This window comes from Kitasatospora sp. NEAU-CNBT7 (genome assembly GCF_057220535.1).
This window is the reverse complement of record NZ_JBXQQB010000012.1, coordinates 174,665-194,051: the sequence shown is the minus strand read 5'-3', so window position 1 is coordinate 194,051 and position 19,387 is coordinate 174,665. Positions and strand designations below refer to the sequence as shown.

The following is a 19,387-nucleotide window of genomic DNA, read 5'->3' as shown; positions in this document are numbered from 1 at the left end:
GACCCGCGGGGGAGTCGACCGGGCGCCGCCGCCCGTGCGCCCGTCCCGGGCAAGGCTGGTTCGCGGGCCGACGGCCGGCCGACTTGTCAGTGGTGCGGTTCACGATGGTCCTGCACGGGTCAATCCGGCCCGGGCACCCGCCTCGGACCGGGGGAGCCATGACCGTCAGCCGTCCTGAGCCCGTCGCCCGCCGCTCTGTCGCCGACCAGCCGTCCGCCCTTCCGCTGCCCAGCGCGTACCCGTCCGCCGTCCAGGTCCCGCGGGCCCGCGGCGCCGACGTCCACCCCGTGCCCCGCCGGGCCGCCGCCCCGCCGGCCGCGCTCGACCTGCTGCGGCACGCCCACCGCACCCTCGACCAGGCCCGCGCCCTCCAGGACCCGCTGGAGCGCTACGCCACCGCCCACCTGGCCGCGCTGCGCTCCACGGCGGCGGTGCTGGCCGTCCGCGGCCGGCCCGAACGGCAGCCGCGCCGGCGCCAGGCCATCCGCAGTGCCTGGGAGCTGCTGCCCGAGGTCGCGCCCGAGCTCGCCGAGTGGGCGGTGTACTTCGCGGCCGGGGCCCGCCGCCGCGCGGCCGCCGAGGCCGGCATCGCCGGCGCCGCCACCGCCCGGGACGCGGACGACCTGATCCGCAACACCGCGCTGTACCTGCGCCTGGTGCAGCGCCTGCTCGGGCTGTCGCCGGCCCCGCCGGCGCAGCCGCTCCCCCTGGAGGAGGCCGGCTGAGCGGACCGCCCGCGGGCCGGGTCCGCGGCGCCTGCGGCGCCTCGGTCTAAGGTGGAGCCGTCCGGCCGAACCACACGCCCGAGGAGCCCACCCGTGTACCCGACGCGTCCCCGCAGTGCCCTGCGTACCGCCGTGGTCTGGGAGGTGGTGCGGGCGGCCCTGGAGCGGCGGGCCGCCGAGTTGGACCAGCCGGTGCTGGACGTCCTCGACACGGGCGGCGGCACGGGCAACTTCGCCGTGCCCGTGGCCCGGCTCGGCCACCGGGTGACGGTGGTGGACCCGAGCCCCGACGCGCTGTTCGCGCTGGAGCGCCGGGCCGCCGAGGCCGGGGTCACCGAGCTGGTCCGGGCCGTGCAGGGCGACACCCAGACCCTGCCGGAGCTGGTCGAGGGCGGCTCGGTGGACGCGGTGCTCTGCCACGGCGTGCTGGAGATGGTGGACGACCCGGCGGAGGCCCTGGGCAGCCTCACCGGGACGCTGCGCAAGGGCGGCCTGGTCTCCCTGCTCGCCGCCAACCGCAACGGCGCGGTGCTGGCCCGGGCGCTGGCCGGGCACTTCGCCGAGGCCGAGGCCGTCCTGGGCGCCACCGACGGCCGCTGGGGCCCCGGCGACCCGATGCCGCGCCGGTTCACCGGGGAGGAGCTCGCCGAGCTGGCGGGGGCGGCCGGGCTGCGGGTCGCCTCGGTGCACGGCGTACGGGTCTTCGCCGACCTCGTCCCCGGAGTCCTGGTGGACACCGAGCCCGGCGCCATGGAGGCGCTGCTGAAGCTGGAGCTGGCCGCGTCCGAGCAGCCGGCCTTCCACGCCGTCGCGACCCAGCTGCACCTGCTGGGCGAGCTGGTCTGAGGCGTCGCCCGGCCGGACCGGCGACGGCCGGACCGGTCGCCGTCGCCGGGCGGTCCACCGGGCGTCGGCGGCAGGTCACCGGGATGTTTGCGCGCCGTCGGGCACTTGTCCGTGTCCTGCGGCGTTGGGCAGCGTGCGGGCCCACTGCCGAAGTGGCCCGAGCCACGCAGGATTGACCACGCCGAAGCAGGCCGCTGGACCGTATGATCTGGGTAAAGCCGGAAAGCATGACACCCGGACCCTTGGGGCATATGGACCACACAGGGCCAGCCAGGGGTGGCGGACCGGTCGCCCCGCGACCGACGAGTAGGAGGACTCCGTGCCGCTCTCGGAGCACGAGCAGCGACTGCTCGAGCAGATGGAGCGAGCGCTGTACGCCGAAGATCCCAAGTTCGCGTCAGCGCTTGAGGGAACCGGGCTGCGCACCTACACCCGTCGGAGGGTCTATCTGGCCGCCGCAGGGTTCGTGGCGGGCATCGCTCTGCTGATGGGCGGCATGGTCGCCCAGCTGATCTGGGTGAGTGTGGTCGGGTTTCTGGTGATGCTGGGTTGTGCGGTCCTCGCCGTCACCGCGTGGAGGCGGGGCCCGGTCGGGTCCGGTGCGGGCCCGAGAACGGCCTCACCACCGCGCCGCAAGGCCGGCGTCATGGATCGTATGGAGCAGCGCTGGCAGCGTCGCAGGGACGAGCACGACGGCCTGTAGACCAGGGCCGACGGGCACGGAGTCCGGGCGGATCGCCAGCTGGACCGGAGCAGGAGAGCCGCGAGGGCGGGCAGTCGGAAGACTGCCCGCCCTCTGCTGTGCCCGGCCCCGGGGGGCCGGGCACGGTCAGCGCCTGCGGCGCAGCGGCGCGACGGCCCTGGCGGCCAGGGCGCGGACCGCCTGGGCGGCCCGGCCGGTCCGCTCCCGGACCGCCTGACGGGCCGCCATGACGCGGTCGGCCGCCCGCCACCAGATCCGCAGCATGGAGGCCGGCAGCAGCACCGCGCGGACCCGTCCGACGCGTCCGGCGCCCGCCTTCAGGCCCTCCCGGGCGGTGCGGACGTCCGGACCGAGCGGGGCCAGCGGGCCCAGCTCGCGGGCGTACATGACCTGCTCGGTGGCGAGTGCCACCCGCCCGGCCGCCTCGGCCGCCGCGGTGCCGAGGTCACCGGTCTCGGTGAGCCGCTGCACGGTGCGGCGCGGGGTCCGGGCGTCGTCCGGCGGGATGCCCAGGTCCCAGGCCGAGTCGATCAGTTCCTGCCAGGCGGCCAGCACCTGGGCGTCGGTCAGGTCGGCCCGTTCGGCGCCGGCCCGGTAGCGGCCGGTGCCCAGGCGCCGGCTGCGGATCCTGGCCCGCCAGACCATCGGCGTGGCGAGCAGGGCCAGCAGCAGGGCGCCCAGCGCGAGCGAGGCCAGCACCGCCGGGTCCTGCCACCAGCCCGGCTGGGCCGTCCCGACCGGCGTGCTCTGCCGGTCGCCGCCGCACTCGCCGGCCCGCCGCAGCTTGGCGTCGCAGGACGCGTCGGCGGACGGCGCCGCGGAGGCGGTGCCGGTCGGCGCGGCGGTCGGCTCCTGGGACGGGGCGGCCGGCTCGGGCGCGTTCTTGTCCCGGGTGTAGACCGGTGCCGAGCCGCGGCTCGGGGTGGGCTCGAACCGGGTCCACCCGCTGCCGGGGAAGTACAGCTCCGGCCAGGCGTGGTAGTCCATGCTGCGGACCTGCCGGTTGCGGCCGCCCATCTCCTGGCCGGGGGTGAAGCCGATGGCCACCCGGGCCGGGATGTTCAGGGTCCTGGCCATCGCCGCCATGGTGGCGGCGAAGTGGACGCAGAAGCCCTGCCGGTCGTCCAGGAACTTGCGGATCGCGTCCGGCCCGGTGCCCGCGTCGACCTTGGTCGAGTAGGTGAACTGGCCGCTGGTGAACCAGGTCTGCAGGGCGAGGGCCCGGTCGTAGGCGTTGGTCCGGCCGGCCGTGACCTGCTGCGCGGTGGCCTTGACCTCCGGCGGCAGGTTGTCCGGCAGCCGCAGGTAGCGGTCGGTGATGTCCCTGGGCGCCTGGCCGGCCGCCCGCAGCTGGTCGGCGGTGGGCTGCACGTCCAGGCTGGTGACCTCGTACGGCAGGCCGTTGGACTTCTGGCCGTTCTCGCCGCTGACCATCCGGGTGACCGGGTCGAAGCGCCAGTGGCCGGCCACCTTGACCGACGTGGCCGGGTACGGCATCGGCAGCCAGTCGCTGGCCAGGCTGTCGGTGACCTTGACGCTGGTGTGCACGGTGTCCGGGGCGGCGCCGGCGGCCAGGCCGTCCGGCGGCGGGAAGACCGGCGGGACGGCGACCGGGTCCTGGTCGCCGAACTTCCACTCCACGCCGTCGAACTCGTCCAGCGCGGCGACCCGGAGGTACATCTCGGCCGCGTTGGGACCGTCGGTGACGTAGTCGAACAGGACGGTGTTGTCGCGGTTGTTGAGGCCCGCGGTGAGCGCGACCACCGGGCTGAGCGACTTCACGCCGCCGCCCGGGCCGCTGCCGCCGCCCCCGCCGCCGTTCCCGTACCCGCCGATCAGGCCCAGCCCGACCGGTCCGACCACCAGCGGCACCAGCAGCGCCAGCGCCAGCGCGACCACCCCGGCCTGCCGGCCGCCGTGCGTCACGGTGGCACCGGACGCGGTGCGACCGGTGCCGTGGAAGACCCGGCCCCAGCGCGAGATCCGGTCCTGGCCCTCGGTGTGCAGCAGCGCCAGGTAGCCGCCGCCGGCCAGCAGGAACCACAGCCAGGCCGTGCCGGTGTCGCCGGCCAGGCCGGTGCCCACCGAGTACAGCGCGAGCAGCGGCAGCCCGGCCGCCGCCGCCCGCCGGTAGGTCACCGCGAGCGCGTCCACCAGGACGGCGATCAGCGCCACCGAGCCGACCACGATCAGCCGCAGCCCGGCCGTCGCGGGCGCCGGGATGGCGTAGTCCTGGATGTCGGTGCCGCCCTGGGCGAGCACCGAGCCGAGCGCGTCCAGCGCCCGCGGACCGGGCAGCAGGCCGCCGGCCATCGAGGACTGCACGAAGCCCAGCATGACCAGGTACACCACGGCCAGCAGCTGGAGCGGGAGCACCAGTATCCGGGGGATCGGCAGCCGCCTCAGGCCCGCGCCGATCGCGCCGACCGCCGCGATCAGCAGCACGGCGTGCACCGACCAGCCGTCCGGTTCCAGCACCGGGAGCAGGCTGAACATCACGAGCGTGGTCGCCAGCGCGGCGAACAGGGTCAGCTTCGCCCTGGTGGTCATGGGCCGACCTCGTCTCGGTAGGGGGAGCTGTGTCCGGTGCGGCCGGAGCCTTCGGTACGGTCGGCGGTCCGCCACAGCCGGGCGACCGAGTCGCCCGCCCGGACCGGCAGGACCGTCCAGCCGGCCAGCCGCAGCCGCTTGGCCTGCTCGTCCAGCTCGGAGTCCGGGCCCTCGGGCAGCAGCGCCCGCAGGCCGGACCAGCTGCCGGTGTCCAGCAGGAAGACCACCGCGCCGGCGGTCCGGCGGCGCAGCCGGGTCAGGCGGGTGACCTGCTCCTCGTCCAGCGCCCCGAGGATCGCCACCAGCAGGCCCTCGCCGCCCAGGCGCAGCGCGTCCTCGGCGCGGGACAGCCCGCCGCCGTCGGAGCACTCGACCACGGCCAGCGAGTCCAGCAGCAGGCCGGTGGCCTCGCCGACGGTGGACACCGCGATGCCGGGGGCCGGTACCGCGGTGCCGGTGTCGGTGAGCAGCCGGGTCTGGTAGCCGCGCTCGGCCAGGTGGACCCCGACCGAGGCGGCGCAGCTGACCGCCCACTCGAAGGAGGAGGCCGGGCCGCTGCCGCGGTGGCCGATCTCCCTGGTGTCGAGCAGCACGGTGGCCTTGGCCTTGAGCGGCTGCTCCTCGCGGCGCACCATCAGCTCGCCGTAGCGGGCGGTGGACTTCCAGTGCACCCGGCGCAGGTCGTCGCCGTGCCGGTACTCGCGCGGGATCACGTCGTCGTCGCCGGCCAGCGCCAGCGCGTGGGCGCTGCTCTCGCCCTGGCCCGACCACTCGCCGGGCAGCCGCACCGGCGGCAGTGCCTGCACCTGCGGCACCACGGTCAGCACGTCGGAGGCGGCGAAGGACCTGGTCAGCTCGCACATCCCGAACGGGTCCGACAGCCGCAGCTGCAGCGGCCCGAGCGGGTAGCGCCCGCGCAGGTCCGAGCGGACCCGGTAGGAGACCTCCCGGAACCCGCGCGGCTCGACCCGGTCCAGCACGAAGCGCGGGCGCGGCCCGAGCACGTACGGGACCTTGTCCTCCAGCAGCAGCAGCCCGGTGGGCACCCGGGAGACGTTGTCCAGGCGCAGGTGCACCCGGGCCTCCTGGCCGGCCGCCGCCCGGTGCGGGTTGAGCCGGCGGCCGCTGGCCACCCGGTAGCGGGTGCGCAGCAGCAGGGTGGCGGAGGCCAGCGGCAGGGCCGCCAGCAGCACGCCGATCTGGAACAGGGCGTCCTGACCGAAGACGAACGAGCACAGCGCCGCGGTGGCGCCGGCGGCGAGGAACGACCGGCCGCGGGTGGTCAGGCCCCGCAGGCCGGCCCGGATCCCCGAGGGGTTGTCCGGCCCCGGCATGTCAGCGGCCCTGCGGACGCGGGATCGGCAGGCGCGCGACCAGGTCGAGGACGACCTGCTCGGCCGTGCGGCGGCTCAGCTGGGTCTCGGCGGTGGGCAGCAGGCGGTGCGCCAGCACGGGGACGGCCAGCGCCTGGATGTCGTCCGGCAGCACGTAGTCGCGGCCGTCCAGGGCGGCGGCGGCGCGGGCGGCCCGCACCAGGTGCAGGGTGGCCCGGGGGGAGGCGCCCAGGCGCAGCTCCGGGGAGGTGCGGGTGGCGCCGACCAGGTCGACGGCGTAGCGGCGGACCGCGTCGGAGACGTAGACGGTGCGGACCAGCTCGACCAGCTTGAGGATGTCGTGGGCGTGCGCGACCGGCTGCAGGTCGTCCAGCGGGTTGGCGCCGCCGTGCAGGTCGAGCATCGCGAACTCGGCGTCCGCGCTCGGGTAGCCGATCGAGATGCGGGCCATGAAGCGGTCGCGCTGGGCCTCGGGGAGCGGGTAGGTGCCCTCCATCTCCACCGGGTTCTGGGTGGCGACCACCATGAACGGCGAGGGCAGCTCGTAGCTGGTGCCGTCGATGGTGACCTGGCGCTCCTCCATGGACTCCAGCAGCGCGGACTGGGTCTTGGGCGAGGCCCGGTTGATCTCGTCGCCGACCACGATCTGGGCGAAGATCGCGCCCGGCCGGAACTCGAAGTCGCGCTGGTGCTGGTCGAAGACGTTGGTGCCGGTCACGTCGGACGGCAGCAGGTCGGGGGTGAACTGGATCCGGCGCACGGTGCAGTCCACCGACCGGGCCAGCGCCTTGGCCAGCATGGTCTTGCCGACGCCCGGGACGTCCTCCAGCAGCAGGTGGCCCTCGGCCAGCAGCACGGTGAGGGCGATCCGCACGGCCTCCGGCTTGCCCTCGATCACGCTCTCCACGGAGCCCCGGATCCGCTCGGCCACCGCGGCGAGCTCGGTCAGGCCCATCCGCTCGCGGCGTGCGTCGAGGCCCGCCGGCTGCGGTGCGCCTGCTGCGCTCTGTCCGTTGAAGGTCGTCACCCGTTGCTCCCAAAGGCCATTCTCACGCCGGGGCCTCGTCACGGCCCGGCCCACCCCGATGACACGGCCCGCAGCGCGTCCGGTTCCGGTCGGAACCCTACGGCGGCGGGATCGTGGCCGGACCGCCCCAGGTGGTTCGGGGACCGGTCCGCAGGCGCATTCTCCACTGTCGGCCGGGCAGAAGTCACCCTTGGGACCGGCCCGCCGCCCGGTGCGCGGGCGCCGCGGGGCGACACGGGTGCCCCTGTCCCGGTTCGTCCGCACAGGGGGCGGCGGCCCGGACGCCGTCGGCCGGACCGCGGGCGGGAGGGGTGGGGAGGGTCAGGGGCGGACTTCCCGGAGCAGGCCGGTGTGGACGTCGAAGACGAAGCCGCGGACGTCGTCGGTGTGCGGGAGGAAGGGCGAGGTGCGGACCCGCTGCATCGACTGGCGGACGTCGCCGTCCAGGTCGACGAAGGACTCCACCGCCCACTGCGGCCGCTGGCCGACCTCCAGCTCCAGCTCCCGGCGGAAGTCCTCGGTCAGGCCGAGCAGGCCGCAGCCGGTGTGGTGGATCAGCGCCACCGAGCGGGTGCCCAGGGCGCGCTGGCTGATGGTGAGCGAGCGGATGGTGTCGTCGGTGACGACCCCGCCCGCGTTGCGGATGATGTGGGCGTCGCCGAGCTCGAGGCCGAGCGCGGCGAACAGGTCGAGGCGGGCGTCCATGCACGCGACCACGGCGACCTGCTGGACCGGGCGGGCGTCCATGCCGCCGTCGCGGAAGTCGACGGCGTAGCTCCGGTTGGATCCGACGAAGCGGTCGATGACCGACTCGGCGGGGTTGGCAGCGGCGGTCGGCGTGGGCCGGTCGGGGGTCACTGTCATGGGGATGACGGTAGTGGGGTCCGGGCCCGCGCGGGACGGGTGATCGCTGTTCGAATCCGTGCCGTGACCGGGCCCCGAGCGGAACGCGAGTCTCTGCGCACGGGTACGCCCCGGATTGCCCCGGTTGGTCCCGGCGCGGGCCGCCGCCGTGCGCCGATCGGCCGCGGTCACCCGGGCGACCGCCCCGACCTGCGGGAATCCGTACCTCCGCCCGGGTGGCGCGCCGGTGCGGACCGTTGACTCGGCGGTGGCCCGCGATAGGCTGGCGCCGCCCCGGAGCACAGTCCGCGCAGATCGTCAACTGTGTCTCCCCGGCCGGTCGCTGCGGCCCCCGCGCCGCCCGCGGCCTCCACCCGCTCCTGGCCTCCCGGCACACCTTCCCCGGTGCCTGGCGGCCCCTCCTTCCCCGGGCGAGCGGGCGGGGACCACGGGCGGCGTGCTGCCGCCGCGGCCCGGTGGGCCAGAATGGGAGCAGCCGTCCGGCCCCGGACGGACGCACCGAGGAAGGGCGCCACCGCGCAATGACGAACGACGCTCCGGCACCCAAGCACGTCCCGGTGATGCTGCAGCGCTGCGTGGACGCACTGGCGCCCGCCATCGCGGCGCCCGGCGCGGTGGTGGTGGACGCCACCCTCGGGCTCGGCGGCCACAGCGAGGCGCTGCTGACCCAGTTCCCCGAGGTCCGGCTGGTCGCCGTGGACCGGGACCCGGCGGCGCTGAAGCTCTCCGGCGAGCGGCTGGCCCCCTTCGGCGAGCGGGCCACCCTGGTGCACGCCGTGTACGACGAGATCCCGCAGGTGCTGGCCGACCTCGGCATCCCCGAGGTCCAGGGCGTCCTGTTCGACCTGGGCGTCTCCTCGATGCAGCTGGACGAGGCCGAGCGCGGCTTCGCCTACGCCCAGGACGCCCCGCTCGACATGCGGATGGACCAGACCCGCGGCCTGAGCGCCGCCGAGGTGCTGAACACCTACACCCACGGCCAGCTGGCCCGGATCCTCAAGGTCTACGGCGAGGAGCGGTTCGCCGGGAAGATCGCCTCGGTGATCGTCCGCGAACGCGAGAAGGAACCGTTCAGCACCAGCGCGCGTCTGGTCGAGTTGGTACGCAACGCCATCCCGGCCGCCACCCGGCGCACCGGCGGGAACCCGGCCAAGCGCACCTTCCAGGCGCTGCGGATCGAGGTCAACGGCGAGCTGGAGGTGCTGGACCGGGCCATCCCGGGCGCACTCGACTCGCTGGCCGTCGGAGGGCGGATCGTGGTGATGTCCTACCAGTCGCTGGAGGACCGCCTGGTCAAGCAGTACCTGGCGGCCGGGGCCACCAACACCGCACCGCCCGGCCTGCCGATCATCCCCGAGGAGCACCAGCCCTGGCTGAAGCTGCTCACCCGGGGCGCCGAGCTGGCCACCGAGCAGGAGATCGAGGAGAACCGGCGCGCCGCCCCCGTACGGCTGCGGGTGGCGGAGAGGATCAGGGCAGCCCGGGCCTGACCCGGCCGGCCCGCCGGGACCGGGCCGGCCGCGGACCGGACGGGTGCGTGACGGACGGCCGGCGAGCGGGACGGGCCGGGCACAGCGGGACGGGCCGGGGAAACGGGACGAGCCAGGGAATCGGGACGAGGGAGGGCGGCGGTGCCGGTGGCCGGCCAGGGGGCCTGGGGGAGCGGTCGGCTCCCGGGGCAGAGCGGCAGGGCGCGGATCACCGTGCGCCCCGGCGCCCGCCAGATCCGCGGACGCACCCCGTTCGCCGTCCTGGTGGTCGCCCTGCTGACCGCCGGGCTGCTCGGGCTGCTGATGCTCAACACCGCGCTCAACGAGAACTCCTTCGAGCTCTCCCGGCTCAAGCGGCAGACCACCGAACTGACCGACCGCAAGCAGTCGCTGCAACGCGAGATCGACCAGTTCTCCGCCCCCGACGCGCTCGAACGGCGGGCCCGCGACCTCGGCATGGTGCCCGGCGGCGACCCGGTGTTCCTGTCCGACGACGGCACCGTGCTCGGCAAGCCCGCCCAGGCCCAGGACGGCCCGCCGGTCAAGCGCACCGACAACGGCCTGTGGCAGCAGGCCCCGGCCGCCACGCCCGCCGCCCCACTGCCCTCCCCGCAGGCGTCCGCCCCGGCGCCGTCCGGGCAGGGCGGCGCACCCACCCCGCCGGCCGCGGTGGGCGGCGGGGTGGAGATCGCCCCGCTGCCGCCCGCGGCGTCCACGGCCGCCCCGGCCGCCACCCCGTCAGCGCAGGCCGGAGGTACGCCGCGATGAGCACGCCCCGCCAGCCGTCCCGAGGCTCGGGCGACCGGCGCCCGGCCGGGCCCGCCCGGCCCGGCGGGCAGCGCCCGCGCGCCCCGCGCCCGCGGCCGTCGGCCGATCCCCGCCGTCCGGCCGCCCGCCGGCCGCCGGCCCGGCGCCCCGCGGCCCGTCCGCAGTCGCGCCCGATCAGGCTGGCCGACCCGCGCCGCCGGCTGCGCCTGGTGACGGTCGCGCTGGCGCTGGTGTTCACGGTCTTCGCCGGCCGGCTGGTGCAGCTGCAGCTGCTCGACTCGGACGCGCTGGCCGCCGCCGCGGGCGCCAACAAGTACGTCCGGATGGAACTGCCCGCCGAGCGCGGCTCGATAACGGCCGCGGACGGCACGGTGCTGGCGACCACGGTGGACGCCTACGACATCGTCGGCGACCCGACCCTGCTCACCCCGGCCGCGCTGCACCTGGCCGACGGGCCCGAGCAGGCCGCCGCGCTGCTCGCCCCGATCCTCGGCCAGCCCAAGGAGAAGCTCGCCACCGCGCTGCACCTGAACCCGAAGAACCCGAAGAGCCAGTACTCGCCGCTCGCCTACCGGCAGACCCCGGAGGTCAAGAACAAGATCAACGAACTGCGCAGCTCGCTCGCCAAGCAGGCCGACACCGCCGCCTGCCGCGGCCAGCGCCAGCTGCTCGGCAAGCCGGCCGAGCAGGGCGGACGCCAGTACCTGGACGTCGCCTGCACCAATCCGCTGGCCGCCCTCGCCTCCACCGAGTCGACCCGCCGGGTCTACCCCGCCGACGGGCTGGCCGCCAACCTGGTCGGCTTCGTCAACTCGGAGGGCGTCGGCACCGGCGGGCTGGAGCTGCAGTACCAGAAGGAGCTGGCCGGGCAGAGCGGCCGCAGCACGTACGCCTCGGCCGGCGGGCGGATGGTCGCCACCGCCGGCGGCAGCCGGCAGGAGCCGGTCCCCGGCTCCGACCTGCGGCTCACCCTGCACCCGGACATCCAGTGGGCGGCCCAGCGGGCGATCACCGACCAGGTGGCCAACGCCGGGGCGGAGAAGGGCTACGTGGTCGTCCAGGACGTGAAGAGCGGCCAGATCCTCGCGATGGCCACCTCGCCCGGTTTCAACCCCAACGACCTGTCCACCGCCAGGCCCGAACAGCTCGGCAACGCGGCCCTCCAGGACGCCTACGAGCCCGGCTCCACGGCCAAGCTGATGACCATGGCGGCGGTGCTGGACACCGGCAAGGCCACCTGGGACACCCACGTCACCGTGCCCAACACCCTGCAACGCTCCGACCAGGTCTTCCACGACGACGTCGACCACGAGACCTGGTACCTGACGCTGGCCGGGGTGCTGGCCAAGTCCTCCAACATCGGCACCATCGAGGCCGCCGAGACGCTCGGCGCCGACCAGGCCGAGTCCAACAAGGTGCTGGCCGGGTACCTGGACAGGTTCGGCATCGGCAGGCCCACCGGGCTCGGCTTCCCCGGCGAGACCCGGGGCATCCTGGCCAAGCCGGAGGACTGGAAGGGCTCGCAGCAGTTCACCATCCCGTTCGGCCAGGGCCTGTCGGTCAACGCCCTGCAGGCCACCTCGGTCTTCTCCACCATCGCCAACGGCGGGGTCCGGGTGCCGCCCAGCCTGCTGGCGGGCACCACCGGGCCGGACGGCCGCTACACCCCGGCCCCGGCCCCGGCGGGCTCCCGGGTGGTGGGCGAGCAGACCGCCAAGACCCTCACCGAGATGCTGGAGTCGGTGGTCACCGACGAGCAGGGCACCGGCACCAAGGCGGCCATCCCGGGCTACCGGGTGGCCGGCAAGACCGGCACCGCCAACCGGGTGGACCCGAAGACCGGCAAGTACTCCGGGTACACCGCCTCCTTCATCGGCTTCGCACCGGCCGACCAGCCCCGGGTCACCGTCTCCTGCGTGATCCAGAACCCGGTCAACGGCCACTTCGGCGGCCAGCTCTGCGGCCCGGTGTTCAAGCAGGTGATGGAGTTCACCCTCAAGTCCCTGCAGGTACCGCCGAGCGGCAGCGAAGCACCCAACCTGCCCGTCGACTGGAAGCCCTGATGCCCCACACCCCGGAACCCGGCCACGGCACGCCCGCCCAGCAGCCCTCGGCGCCCGGCGCCGGGCCGCAGCGCCCGAGGGGGAGCAGAGCCGCCGAAAAAGGCGATAGCCTGCCCGCCGTGCCGAAACCCGATCAAATCTCCGCGAGTCCGCCCCGTCCCACCGAGGAGGCGGCGATGCCGTTCGCCGAGGTCGCCCGACTGCTGGGCCTGGAGCCCGCCGACGGGCCGCAGGTCACCGGCATCACCCACGACTCCCGGGCGGTGCGGCCCGGCGACGTGTACGTGGCCTTCCCCGGTGCCAACCACCACGGCGCCGCCTTCGCCGCCGCCGCGGTCGCGGCCGGTGCCGCCGCGGTGCTGACCGACGCCGCCGGGGCCGAGCTGGCCGCCGGCTGCGGGGCGCCGCTGCTGGTCGTGGAGAGCCCCCGGGCGGTCATGGGCGAGCTGGCGGCGGCGGTCTACGGCCGTCCCAGCGAGCGGCTGCTGATGATCGGACTGACCGGCACCAACGGCAAGACCACCACCTCGTACCTGGTGGAGGGCGGGCTGCGCGGCGCCGGCCGGCTGCCCGGGGTGATCGGCACCGTCGAGATGCGGGTCGGCGACGAGCGGATCAAGAGCGAGCGCACCACCCCGGAATCCACCGACCTGCACGGCGTCCTCGCGGTGATGCGCGAGCGCGGCGCCGAGGCGGTGGTGATGGAGGTCTCCAGCCACGCCCTGGTCTTCGGCCGGGTCGACGGCGTGGTCTACGACGTGGCGCTGTTCAACAACCTCACGCCGGAGCACCTGGACTTCCACCCCGACATGGAGGACTACTACCGGGCCAAGGCCCGGCTCTTCCAGCCGGACAAGGCCCGCCGCGGCGTGGCCAACCTCGACGACGCGTACGGGCGCCGGCTGGCCGCCGAGGCGCCGGTCCCGATGACCACCTTCTCCGCGCAGGGCGACCCGGAGGCCGACTGGCGGGCCGTGGACGTCCAGCTCGGCCCGGCCGGCTCCACCTTCAAGGTGGCCGGCCCCGACGGCGCCGAGGCCGACGCCTCGGTGCCGCTGCCCGGCCCGTTCAACGTCGCGAACGCGCTCGGCGCGATCACCGCGCTGGTCACCGCCGGCCTCCCGCTGGCCGAGGCGGTCGCCGGGGTGGCCGCCGTCCCCGGCGTCCCCGGCCGCCTGGAGCGGGTGGACGCGGGCCAGCCGTACGTCGCCGTGGTCGACTACGCGCACAAGCCGGACGCCCTCAAGGCGGTGCTGGAGTCGCTGCGCGAGGTCACCAAGGGGCGGCTGCACGTGGTGGTGGGGTGCGGCGGCGACCGCGACCCCTACAAGCGCGGCCCGATGGGCGCCATCGCCGCCCGGCTCGCCGACACCGCCGTCCTGACCAGCGACAACCCGCGCTCCGAGGACGCGCTGGCGATCCTGGTCGCGATGCTGGGCGGCGCCGCGGACGTGCCCGAGGCCGAGCGCGGCGAGGTGCTGGTGGCGCCGGACCGGGCCGAGGCCATCGCGCTGGCGGTGGCCCGCGCGCACGCGGGTGACGCCGTCCTGGTGGCCGGCAAGGGCCACGAGCTGGGGCAGTACGTCCGGGGCGAGGTGCGGCCGTTCGACGACCGCGAGGTGCTGCGCGAGGCGATCGTACGGATGCAGGAGGTGGATCGGTGATCGCACTGACTCTGGCGGAGGCCGCCGCGGCGGTGGGCGGCACCCTGGACGGCGCCGACCCGGCGGCCGAGATCACCGCGGCGGTGGTGGTCGACTCCCGGCTGGTCGAGCCCGGCGGGCTGTTCGCGGCGGTGCTCGGCGAGCACGTCGACGGCCATGACTACGCCGCCCGCGCGACCGCCTCCGGCGCGGTCGCCGTGCTGGCCTCCCGCCCGGTCGGGGTGCCCGCGATCCTGGTGGACGACGTGGTGACCGCGCTCGGCCGGCTCGCCCGCGCCGTGGTCGAACGGGCCCACGGCACCGCCTTCGTGGCGCTGACCGGCTCGGCCGGGAAGACCTCCACCAAGGACCTGATCGGCCAGCTGCTGCAGCGCCGCGGCGAGACGGTCTTCCCGCCCGGCTCGTTCAACAACGAGATCGGCATGCCGCTCACCGCCCTGCGGATCACCGGCTCCACCCGGCACCTGGTGCTGGAGATGGGCGCCCGCGGCAAGGGCCACATCGACTACCTGACCGGCATCGTGCCGCCCACCATCGGCGTGGTGCTCAACGTCGGCACCGCGCACGTCGGCGAGTTCGGCTCCAAGCAGGCCATCGCCGAGGCCAAGGGCGAGCTGGTGGAGGCGCTGACCGTCGACGGGGTGGCGATCCTGAACGCCGACGACCCGCTGGTCCGGGCGATGTCCGAGCGGACCAAGGCCCGGGTGGTGCTGTTCGGCGAGAGCCGCGAGGCCGAGGTCAGGGCCCAGGACGTTCGCCTGGACGACACCGGACGGCCATCGTTCACGCTTGTCACCCCGGCCGGTTCCGCACCCGTGAAGCTGCGCCTGTACGGTGAGCACCACATCTCGAACGCCCTCGCCGCCGCTGCGGTGGCGGTGGAGCTCGGGATGTCCGTCGACGACGCCGCCGAAGCCCTCAGCGAGGCGGGCGCGCTGTCCCGCTGGCGCATGGAGGTCGTCGACCGGGCCGATGGTGTCACCGTCGTCAACGACGCCTACAACGCGAACCCCGACTCGATGCGGGCCGCGCTGCGGGCCCTCGCGACGATGGCGGGCCGCGGCCCGGGGCGCCGCCGTACCTGGGCGGTGCTCGGAGAGATGCGGGAGCTCGGCGAGGAGAGCCTCGACGAGCACGACGCCATCGGGCGGCTCGCGGTCCGGCTCGACGTCACCAAGCTGGTGGCGGTCGGCGGACGCGAGGCGGCCTGTATGGAACTGGGCGCGAGGAACGAAGGTTCGTGGGGTGAGGAGTCGGTGCTGGTGTCCGACGCGGACGCGGCGGTCGAGCTGCTGCGCAGTCAGCTTCAGCCGGGGGACGTGGTGCTGGTGAAGGCCTCCCGCTCGGTGGGTCTGGAGAAGGTGGCCGAGGCTCTGCTTTCGGACGGAGCCGCCCGGTGAAGCAGATCCTCTTCTCAGGCATGATCGGCCTGGTGCTGTCGCTGCTCGGCACGCCGGCCCTGATCAAGCTGCTGGCCAAGCACGGCTACGGCCAGTACATCCGCGACGACGGCCCCAAGGCCCACCACAGCAAGCGCGGCACCCCCACGATGGGCGGCATCGCCTTCATCCTGGCGACACTGATCGCCTACGGTGCGACCAAGGCGATAACGGGCGAGTCGCCCACCGCCTCCGGCCTGCTGGTGCTGTTCCTGACGGCGGGTCTGGGCCTGGTCGGCTTCCTGGACGACTACATCAAGGTGGTCAAGCGCCGCTCGCTCGGCCTGCGGGCCAAGGCGAAGCTGGCCGGCCAGTCCCTGGTGGGTCTCGCCTTCGCCATCCTGGCACTGCAGTTCAAGGACGACCGCGGGCTCGCCCCGGCCTCGCAGCACCTCTCGTTCGTGCGCGACTTCGGCTGGTCGGTCGGCCCGGTGCTGTTCGTGATCTTCGCGTACTTCATGATCGCCGCGATGTCGAACGGCGTGAACCTGACGGACGGTCTGGACGGCCTGGCCACCGGCGCCTCCGTGATGGTCTTCGGCGCCTACACCTTCATCGGCGTCTGGCAGTACAGCCAGAGCTGCGCCTACGCGATCACCGCCACCGCCAACTGCTACGACGTCCGCGACCCGCTGGACCTCGCCATCGTCGCCGCCGCGCTGATGGGCTCCTGCTTCGGCTTCCTGTGGTGGAACACCTCGCCCGCCAAGATCTTCATGGGTGACACCGGTTCGCTCGCCCTCGGCGGCGCCCTCGCGGGCCTCGCCATCTGCTCCCGCACCGAGCTGCTGCTCGCCCTGCTGGGCGGCCTGTTCGTGGTGATCACCCTGTCGGTGATCATCCAGGTCGGCTCGTTCCGGATGACCGGCAAGCGGGTCTTCAAGATGGCCCCGCTCCAGCACCACTTCGAACTCAAGGGCTGGAGCGAGGTGCTGATCGTGGTCCGGTTCTGGATCATCCAGGGCCTGTGCGTCGCGGTCGGCCTCGGACTCTTCTACGCAGGATGGGTGGCCGGATGACCCCCGACCCCGAGTGGCCGGGCCTGCCGGTCGTGGTGGCCGGCCTCGGCCTCTCCGGGATCAGCGCCGCCAGGGTCCTGCACGGCCTCGGCGCGCTCGTCACCGTGGTGGACGGCAGCGAGGGCCCCGCCCAGCAGGCCAAGGCCGCCGACCTGGCGGCCGAGGGCATCACCGTCCGCCTCGGCGACGGCGAGACCCTGCCCGAGGGCACCCGGCTGGTCGTCACCTCGCCCGGCTGGCCGCCGAGCAGCCCGCTGTTCACCGAGGCCGCGCTGGCCGAGGTCCCGGTCTGGGGCGACGTCGAGCTGGCCTGGCGGCTGCGCCGCCCGCTGCCCGCCACCGGCGAGCCCGCCCCCTGGCTGGCCATCACCGGCACCAACGGCAAGACCACCACCGTCCGGATGCTCGCCTCGATCCTGCGCGCGGCCGGCAAGCGCACCGCCGCCGTCGGCAACGTCGGCGTCTCGGTGCTGGACGCGGTACTCGCCGAGGAGCCGTACGAGGTCCTCGCGGTCGAGCTCTCCAGCTACCAGCTGCACTGGGCGCCCAGCCTGCGCCCGCACTCGGCGGCCGTGCTCAACCTCGCCCCCGACCACCTCGACTGGCACGGCTCGATGGAGGCCTACGCCGCCGACAAGGGCCGGATCTACGAGGGCAACCAGGTCGCCTGCGTGTACAACCTGGCCGACCCGGTCACCGAGGAGCTGGTCCGCGGCGCGGACGTCGAGGAGGGCTGCCGGGCGATCGGCTTCGGCCTCGGCGCGCCCGGCCTCTCCCAGTTCGGTGTGGTCGACGGCCTGCTGGTCGACCGGGCCTTCGTGCCCGACCGGCAGAAGAACGCCGCCGAGATCGGCTCGGTCGAGGACGTCAACCCGCCCGCCCCGCACAACATCGCCAACGCGCTGGCCGCGGCCGCGCTGGCCCGCGCCTACGGGGTCGACGCCAAGGCGGTCCGCGAGGGCCTGCGCGCCTTCCGGCCGGACGCCCACCGGATCGCCGAGGTCGCCGTGGTCGACCGGGTGACCTGGATCGACGACTCCAAGGCCACCAACACCCACGCCGCCGCCGCCTCGCTGGCCGCCTACCGGCCGGTGGTGTGGATCGCCGGCGGACTGGCCAAGGGCGCCACCTTCGACGAGCTGGTGCTCGGCGCGGCGGACCGGCTGCGGGCCGTGGTGCTGATCGGCCAGGACCGCGCACTGATCCGCGAGGCGCTGACGCGACACGCCCCCGATGTGCCGGTGTTCGAGGCCGCCGAGGGCCAGACTGGCGCCGAGGCGATGGCCGAGGTGGTCCGGGTGGCCGCCGGCCTCGCCCGGCCCGGTGACACCGTCCTGCTGGCCCCGGCCTGCGCGTCGATGGACATGTTCACCGACTACGGGCAGCGCGGCGACCAGTTCGCCGCCGCCGTACGGGAGCTGGAGAAGTAGCGGCGCGCACGGGCGGACCGGCCGGCCCACGGGCGGGCCGGCCGCCCGCGGCCGACGGGGGCGGGCGGCGGACGAGGCGAGGGCGGGGAGACGTGGCGGGCGACGGCAAGGCGGGCACCACAGCCCCACCCGAGCGGTCCTCACCGCTCAGACTGATCTCGGCGACCACCACCACCTTCAAGTCGGCCGGGCCGATCGCCCGCGCCCGGGCCTTCCGGGCGGGCTTCCGCTACGCCCTGGACCGGCCCCTGACGCCGTACTACCTGATCCTGGGCTCCACCCTGCTGCTGGTCGTGCTCGGCCTGGTGATGGTCTTCTCCGCCTCGCAGAACGTGGTCACCGAGAACCACCTGCCGATGACCTTCTTCTTCCGCAAGCAGCTGGTCGCCCTGCTGCTCGGCGCCGCCATCGCGATGCTGCTGGCCCGGGCACCGGTCAAGGGCCTGCGGGCGCTGGCCTACCCGGTGCTGTTCGGGGTGCTGGCCGGCCTGGTGCTGGTCGCGGTGCCCGGCATCGGCACCCAGGTCAACGGCAACCGGAACTGGATCAGCCTGGGCTTCTTCCAGATCCAGCCCTCGGAGTTCGCCAAGCTCGCCCTGGTGCTCTGGGGCGGCGACCTGCTGGCCCGCAAGCAGAAGACCCACATGCTCGACCAGTGGAAGCACCTGCTGGTGCCGCTGGTGCCGGGCACCGTGCTGCTGATGCTGCTGATCATGGTCGGCGGCGACATGGGCACCACCATGGTCCTGATCGGAATGCTGTTCGGCCTGCTGTGGATGGTCGGCGCCCCGATGCGGCTGTTCGCCGCGACCCTCGGCATCGCGGTGGTCGCCTGCACCGCACTGATCATCACCGTGCCGCACCGGCTCGACCGGCTCGGCTGCGTCGGCGTCACCAAGCCGGACCCCAACCTCAACTGCTTCCAGGCCCTGCACGGCCTGTACGCCTTCGCCGCGGGCGGCCCGTTCGGCTCCGGACTCGGCGCCGGCGTGGAGAAATGGGGCCAGCTTCCCGAGGCCCACACCGACTTCATCTTCGCCGCGACCGGCGAGGAACTCGGCCTGGTGGGGACGCTGTCGGTACTCGGCCTCTTCGCGGCACTAGGGTATGCGGGTATCCGTGTGGCTCTCGGCACCAAGGACCCGTTCGTCCGCTACGCCGCGGGAGCGGCCACCACGTGGATCATGGCGCAGGCCGTGGTCAACCTGGGCTCCGCACTGGGACTCCTGCCCATCGCGGGCGTCCCGCTCCCGCTGTTCTCGTACGGCGGCTCCGCCATGCTGTCGGCCATGTGCGCCATCGGCGTGCTGCTCTGCTTCGCGCGCAGCTCCCCGGGGGCGAAGGCGGCCATGGCCGCCCGGAGCTCGAACTCCCGGCTCAGGCCCGTCCTGGCCCGGGTGCTGCCACGACGACGGACCACAGCGCGCAAGGCCACCCGGCCGCCGCGCAGGGAGCGGTGAATTTC

General features: G+C 74.6%; 15 protein-coding genes. 11 read left to right on the top strand and 4 right to left on the bottom strand.

All coding sequences use genetic code 11. From position 1 onward, the window contains the following. Positions 1-158: 158 nt before the first annotated feature. The 3 genes from AC2TEW_RS18400 to AC2TEW_RS18390 all read left to right on the top strand — a co-directional run bounded on the left by AC2TEW_RS18400 (position 159) and on the right by AC2TEW_RS18390 (position 2,274). Complete coding sequence (locus AC2TEW_RS18400) at positions 159-725, top strand: SAV_6107 family HEPN domain-containing protein (RefSeq protein ID WP_484624435.1); 567 nt, start codon at positions 159-161, stop codon at positions 723-725. Between the two features lie 93 nt (positions 726-818). After that, entirely contained in the window at positions 819-1,571 is a 753-nt protein-coding gene (locus AC2TEW_RS18395; protein ID WP_033824694.1) for a methyltransferase domain-containing protein, read from the top strand. Between the two features lie 319 nt (positions 1,572-1,890). Then, complete coding sequence (locus AC2TEW_RS18390) at positions 1,891-2,274, top strand: SCO2097 family morphological protein (protein ID WP_033824693.1); 384 nt, start codon at positions 1,891-1,893, stop codon at positions 2,272-2,274. 126 nt (positions 2,275-2,400) lie between these two features. Here the strand turns inward: AC2TEW_RS18390 and AC2TEW_RS18385 are convergent, their stop codons facing one another. The 4 genes from AC2TEW_RS18385 to AC2TEW_RS18370 all read right to left on the bottom strand — a co-directional run bounded on the left by AC2TEW_RS18385 (position 2,401) and on the right by AC2TEW_RS18370 (position 8,049). Further along, a complete protein-coding gene (locus AC2TEW_RS18385) occupies positions 2,401-4,824 on the bottom strand; it encodes a transglutaminase TgpA family protein (RefSeq protein ID WP_484624434.1) in 2,424 nt (807 codons plus the stop codon). Further along, positions 4,821-6,158 carry a DUF58 domain-containing protein gene (locus AC2TEW_RS18380; protein WP_484624433.1) on the bottom strand — a complete coding sequence of 446 codons (1,338 nt, stop codon included), beginning with the start codon at positions 6,156-6,158 and terminating at the stop codon, positions 4,821-4,823. Before AC2TEW_RS18380 ends, AC2TEW_RS18385 begins: the two co-directional genes overlap by 4 nt. A 1-nt stretch (position 6,159) precedes the next feature. Continuing rightward, entirely contained in the window at positions 6,160-7,113 is a 954-nt protein-coding gene (locus tag AC2TEW_RS18375; RefSeq protein WP_149038591.1) for an AAA family ATPase, read from the bottom strand. A 393-nt stretch (positions 7,114-7,506) separates the two neighbouring features. Further along, a complete protein-coding gene (locus AC2TEW_RS18370; protein ID WP_359885902.1) occupies positions 7,507-8,049 on the bottom strand; it encodes a beta-class carbonic anhydrase in 543 nt (180 codons plus the stop codon). A gap of 521 nt (positions 8,050-8,570) precedes the next feature. Here AC2TEW_RS18370 and rsmH point away from each other — a divergent pair. From rsmH to ftsW, 8 genes are all read left to right on the top strand, one after another. Then, complete coding sequence (gene rsmH, locus AC2TEW_RS18365; protein WP_484624432.1) at positions 8,571-9,539, top strand: 16S rRNA (cytosine(1402)-N(4))-methyltransferase RsmH; 969 nt, start codon at positions 8,571-8,573, stop codon at positions 9,537-9,539. Between the two features lie 213 nt (positions 9,540-9,752). Continuing rightward, positions 9,753-10,307 (top strand): cell division protein FtsL, encoded by a 555-nt coding sequence (ftsL, locus tag AC2TEW_RS18360; protein WP_484624431.1) that lies wholly within the window; start codon positions 9,753-9,755, stop codon positions 10,305-10,307. Next, entirely contained in the window at positions 10,304-12,370 is a 2,067-nt protein-coding gene (locus AC2TEW_RS18355; protein ID WP_484624430.1) for a peptidoglycan D,D-transpeptidase FtsI family protein, read from the top strand. The genes ftsL and AC2TEW_RS18355 overlap by 4 nt, the downstream gene beginning before the upstream one ends. Then, complete coding sequence (locus tag AC2TEW_RS18350; protein WP_484624429.1) at positions 12,370-14,034, top strand: UDP-N-acetylmuramoyl-L-alanyl-D-glutamate--2,6-diaminopimelate ligase; 1,665 nt, start codon at positions 12,370-12,372, stop codon at positions 14,032-14,034. The genes AC2TEW_RS18355 and AC2TEW_RS18350 overlap by 1 nt, the downstream gene beginning before the upstream one ends. Further along, positions 14,031-15,434 carry a UDP-N-acetylmuramoyl-tripeptide--D-alanyl-D-alanine ligase gene (locus AC2TEW_RS18345; protein WP_484624428.1) on the top strand — a complete coding sequence of 468 codons (1,404 nt, stop codon included), beginning with the start codon at positions 14,031-14,033 and terminating at the stop codon, positions 15,432-15,434. The genes AC2TEW_RS18350 and AC2TEW_RS18345 overlap by 4 nt, the downstream gene beginning before the upstream one ends. After that, entirely contained in the window at positions 15,431-16,492 is a 1,062-nt protein-coding gene (gene mraY / locus AC2TEW_RS18340) for a phospho-N-acetylmuramoyl-pentapeptide-transferase (RefSeq protein ID WP_033825331.1), read from the top strand. Before AC2TEW_RS18345 ends, mraY begins: the two co-directional genes overlap by 4 nt. Next, a complete protein-coding gene (gene murD, locus AC2TEW_RS18335) occupies positions 16,489-17,922 on the top strand; it encodes a UDP-N-acetylmuramoyl-L-alanine--D-glutamate ligase (RefSeq protein WP_484624427.1) in 1,434 nt (477 codons plus the stop codon). The genes mraY and murD overlap by 4 nt, the downstream gene beginning before the upstream one ends. 155 nt (positions 17,923-18,077) lie before the next feature. Continuing rightward, positions 18,078-19,382, top strand: coding sequence for a putative lipid II flippase FtsW (gene ftsW / locus AC2TEW_RS18330; RefSeq protein WP_484624455.1), 1,305 nt, complete (start codon positions 18,078-18,080; stop codon positions 19,380-19,382). Positions 19,383-19,387: the final 5 nt, after the last annotated feature.

Excerpts from the sequence above, each read along its gene's own strand:
- AC2TEW_RS18400 (WP_484624435.1), top strand. The coding sequence starts at position 159 with ATGACCGTCAGCCGTCCTGAGCCCGTCGCCCGCCGCTCTGTCGCCGAC.
- AC2TEW_RS18385 (WP_484624434.1), bottom strand. The coding sequence starts at position 4,824 with ATGACCACCAGGGCGAAGCTGACCCTGTTCGCCGCGCTGGCGACCACG.
- AC2TEW_RS18380 (WP_484624433.1), bottom strand. The coding sequence starts at position 6,158 with ATGCCGGGGCCGGACAACCCCTCGGGGATCCGGGCCGGCCTGCGGGGC.
- AC2TEW_RS18375 (WP_149038591.1), bottom strand. The coding sequence starts at position 7,113 with ATGGGCCTGACCGAGCTCGCCGCGGTGGCCGAGCGGATCCGGGGCTCC.
- AC2TEW_RS18370 (WP_359885902.1), bottom strand. The coding sequence starts at position 8,049 with ATGACAGTGACCCCCGACCGGCCCACGCCGACCGCCGCTGCCAACCCC.
- rsmH (WP_484624432.1), top strand. The coding sequence starts at position 8,571 with ATGACGAACGACGCTCCGGCACCCAAGCACGTCCCGGTGATGCTGCAG.
- AC2TEW_RS18355 (WP_484624430.1), top strand. The coding sequence starts at position 10,304 with ATGAGCACGCCCCGCCAGCCGTCCCGAGGCTCGGGCGACCGGCGCCCG.
- AC2TEW_RS18350 (WP_484624429.1), top strand. The coding sequence starts at position 12,370 with ATGCCCCACACCCCGGAACCCGGCCACGGCACGCCCGCCCAGCAGCCC.
- murD (WP_484624427.1), top strand. The coding sequence starts at position 16,489 with ATGACCCCCGACCCCGAGTGGCCGGGCCTGCCGGTCGTGGTGGCCGGC.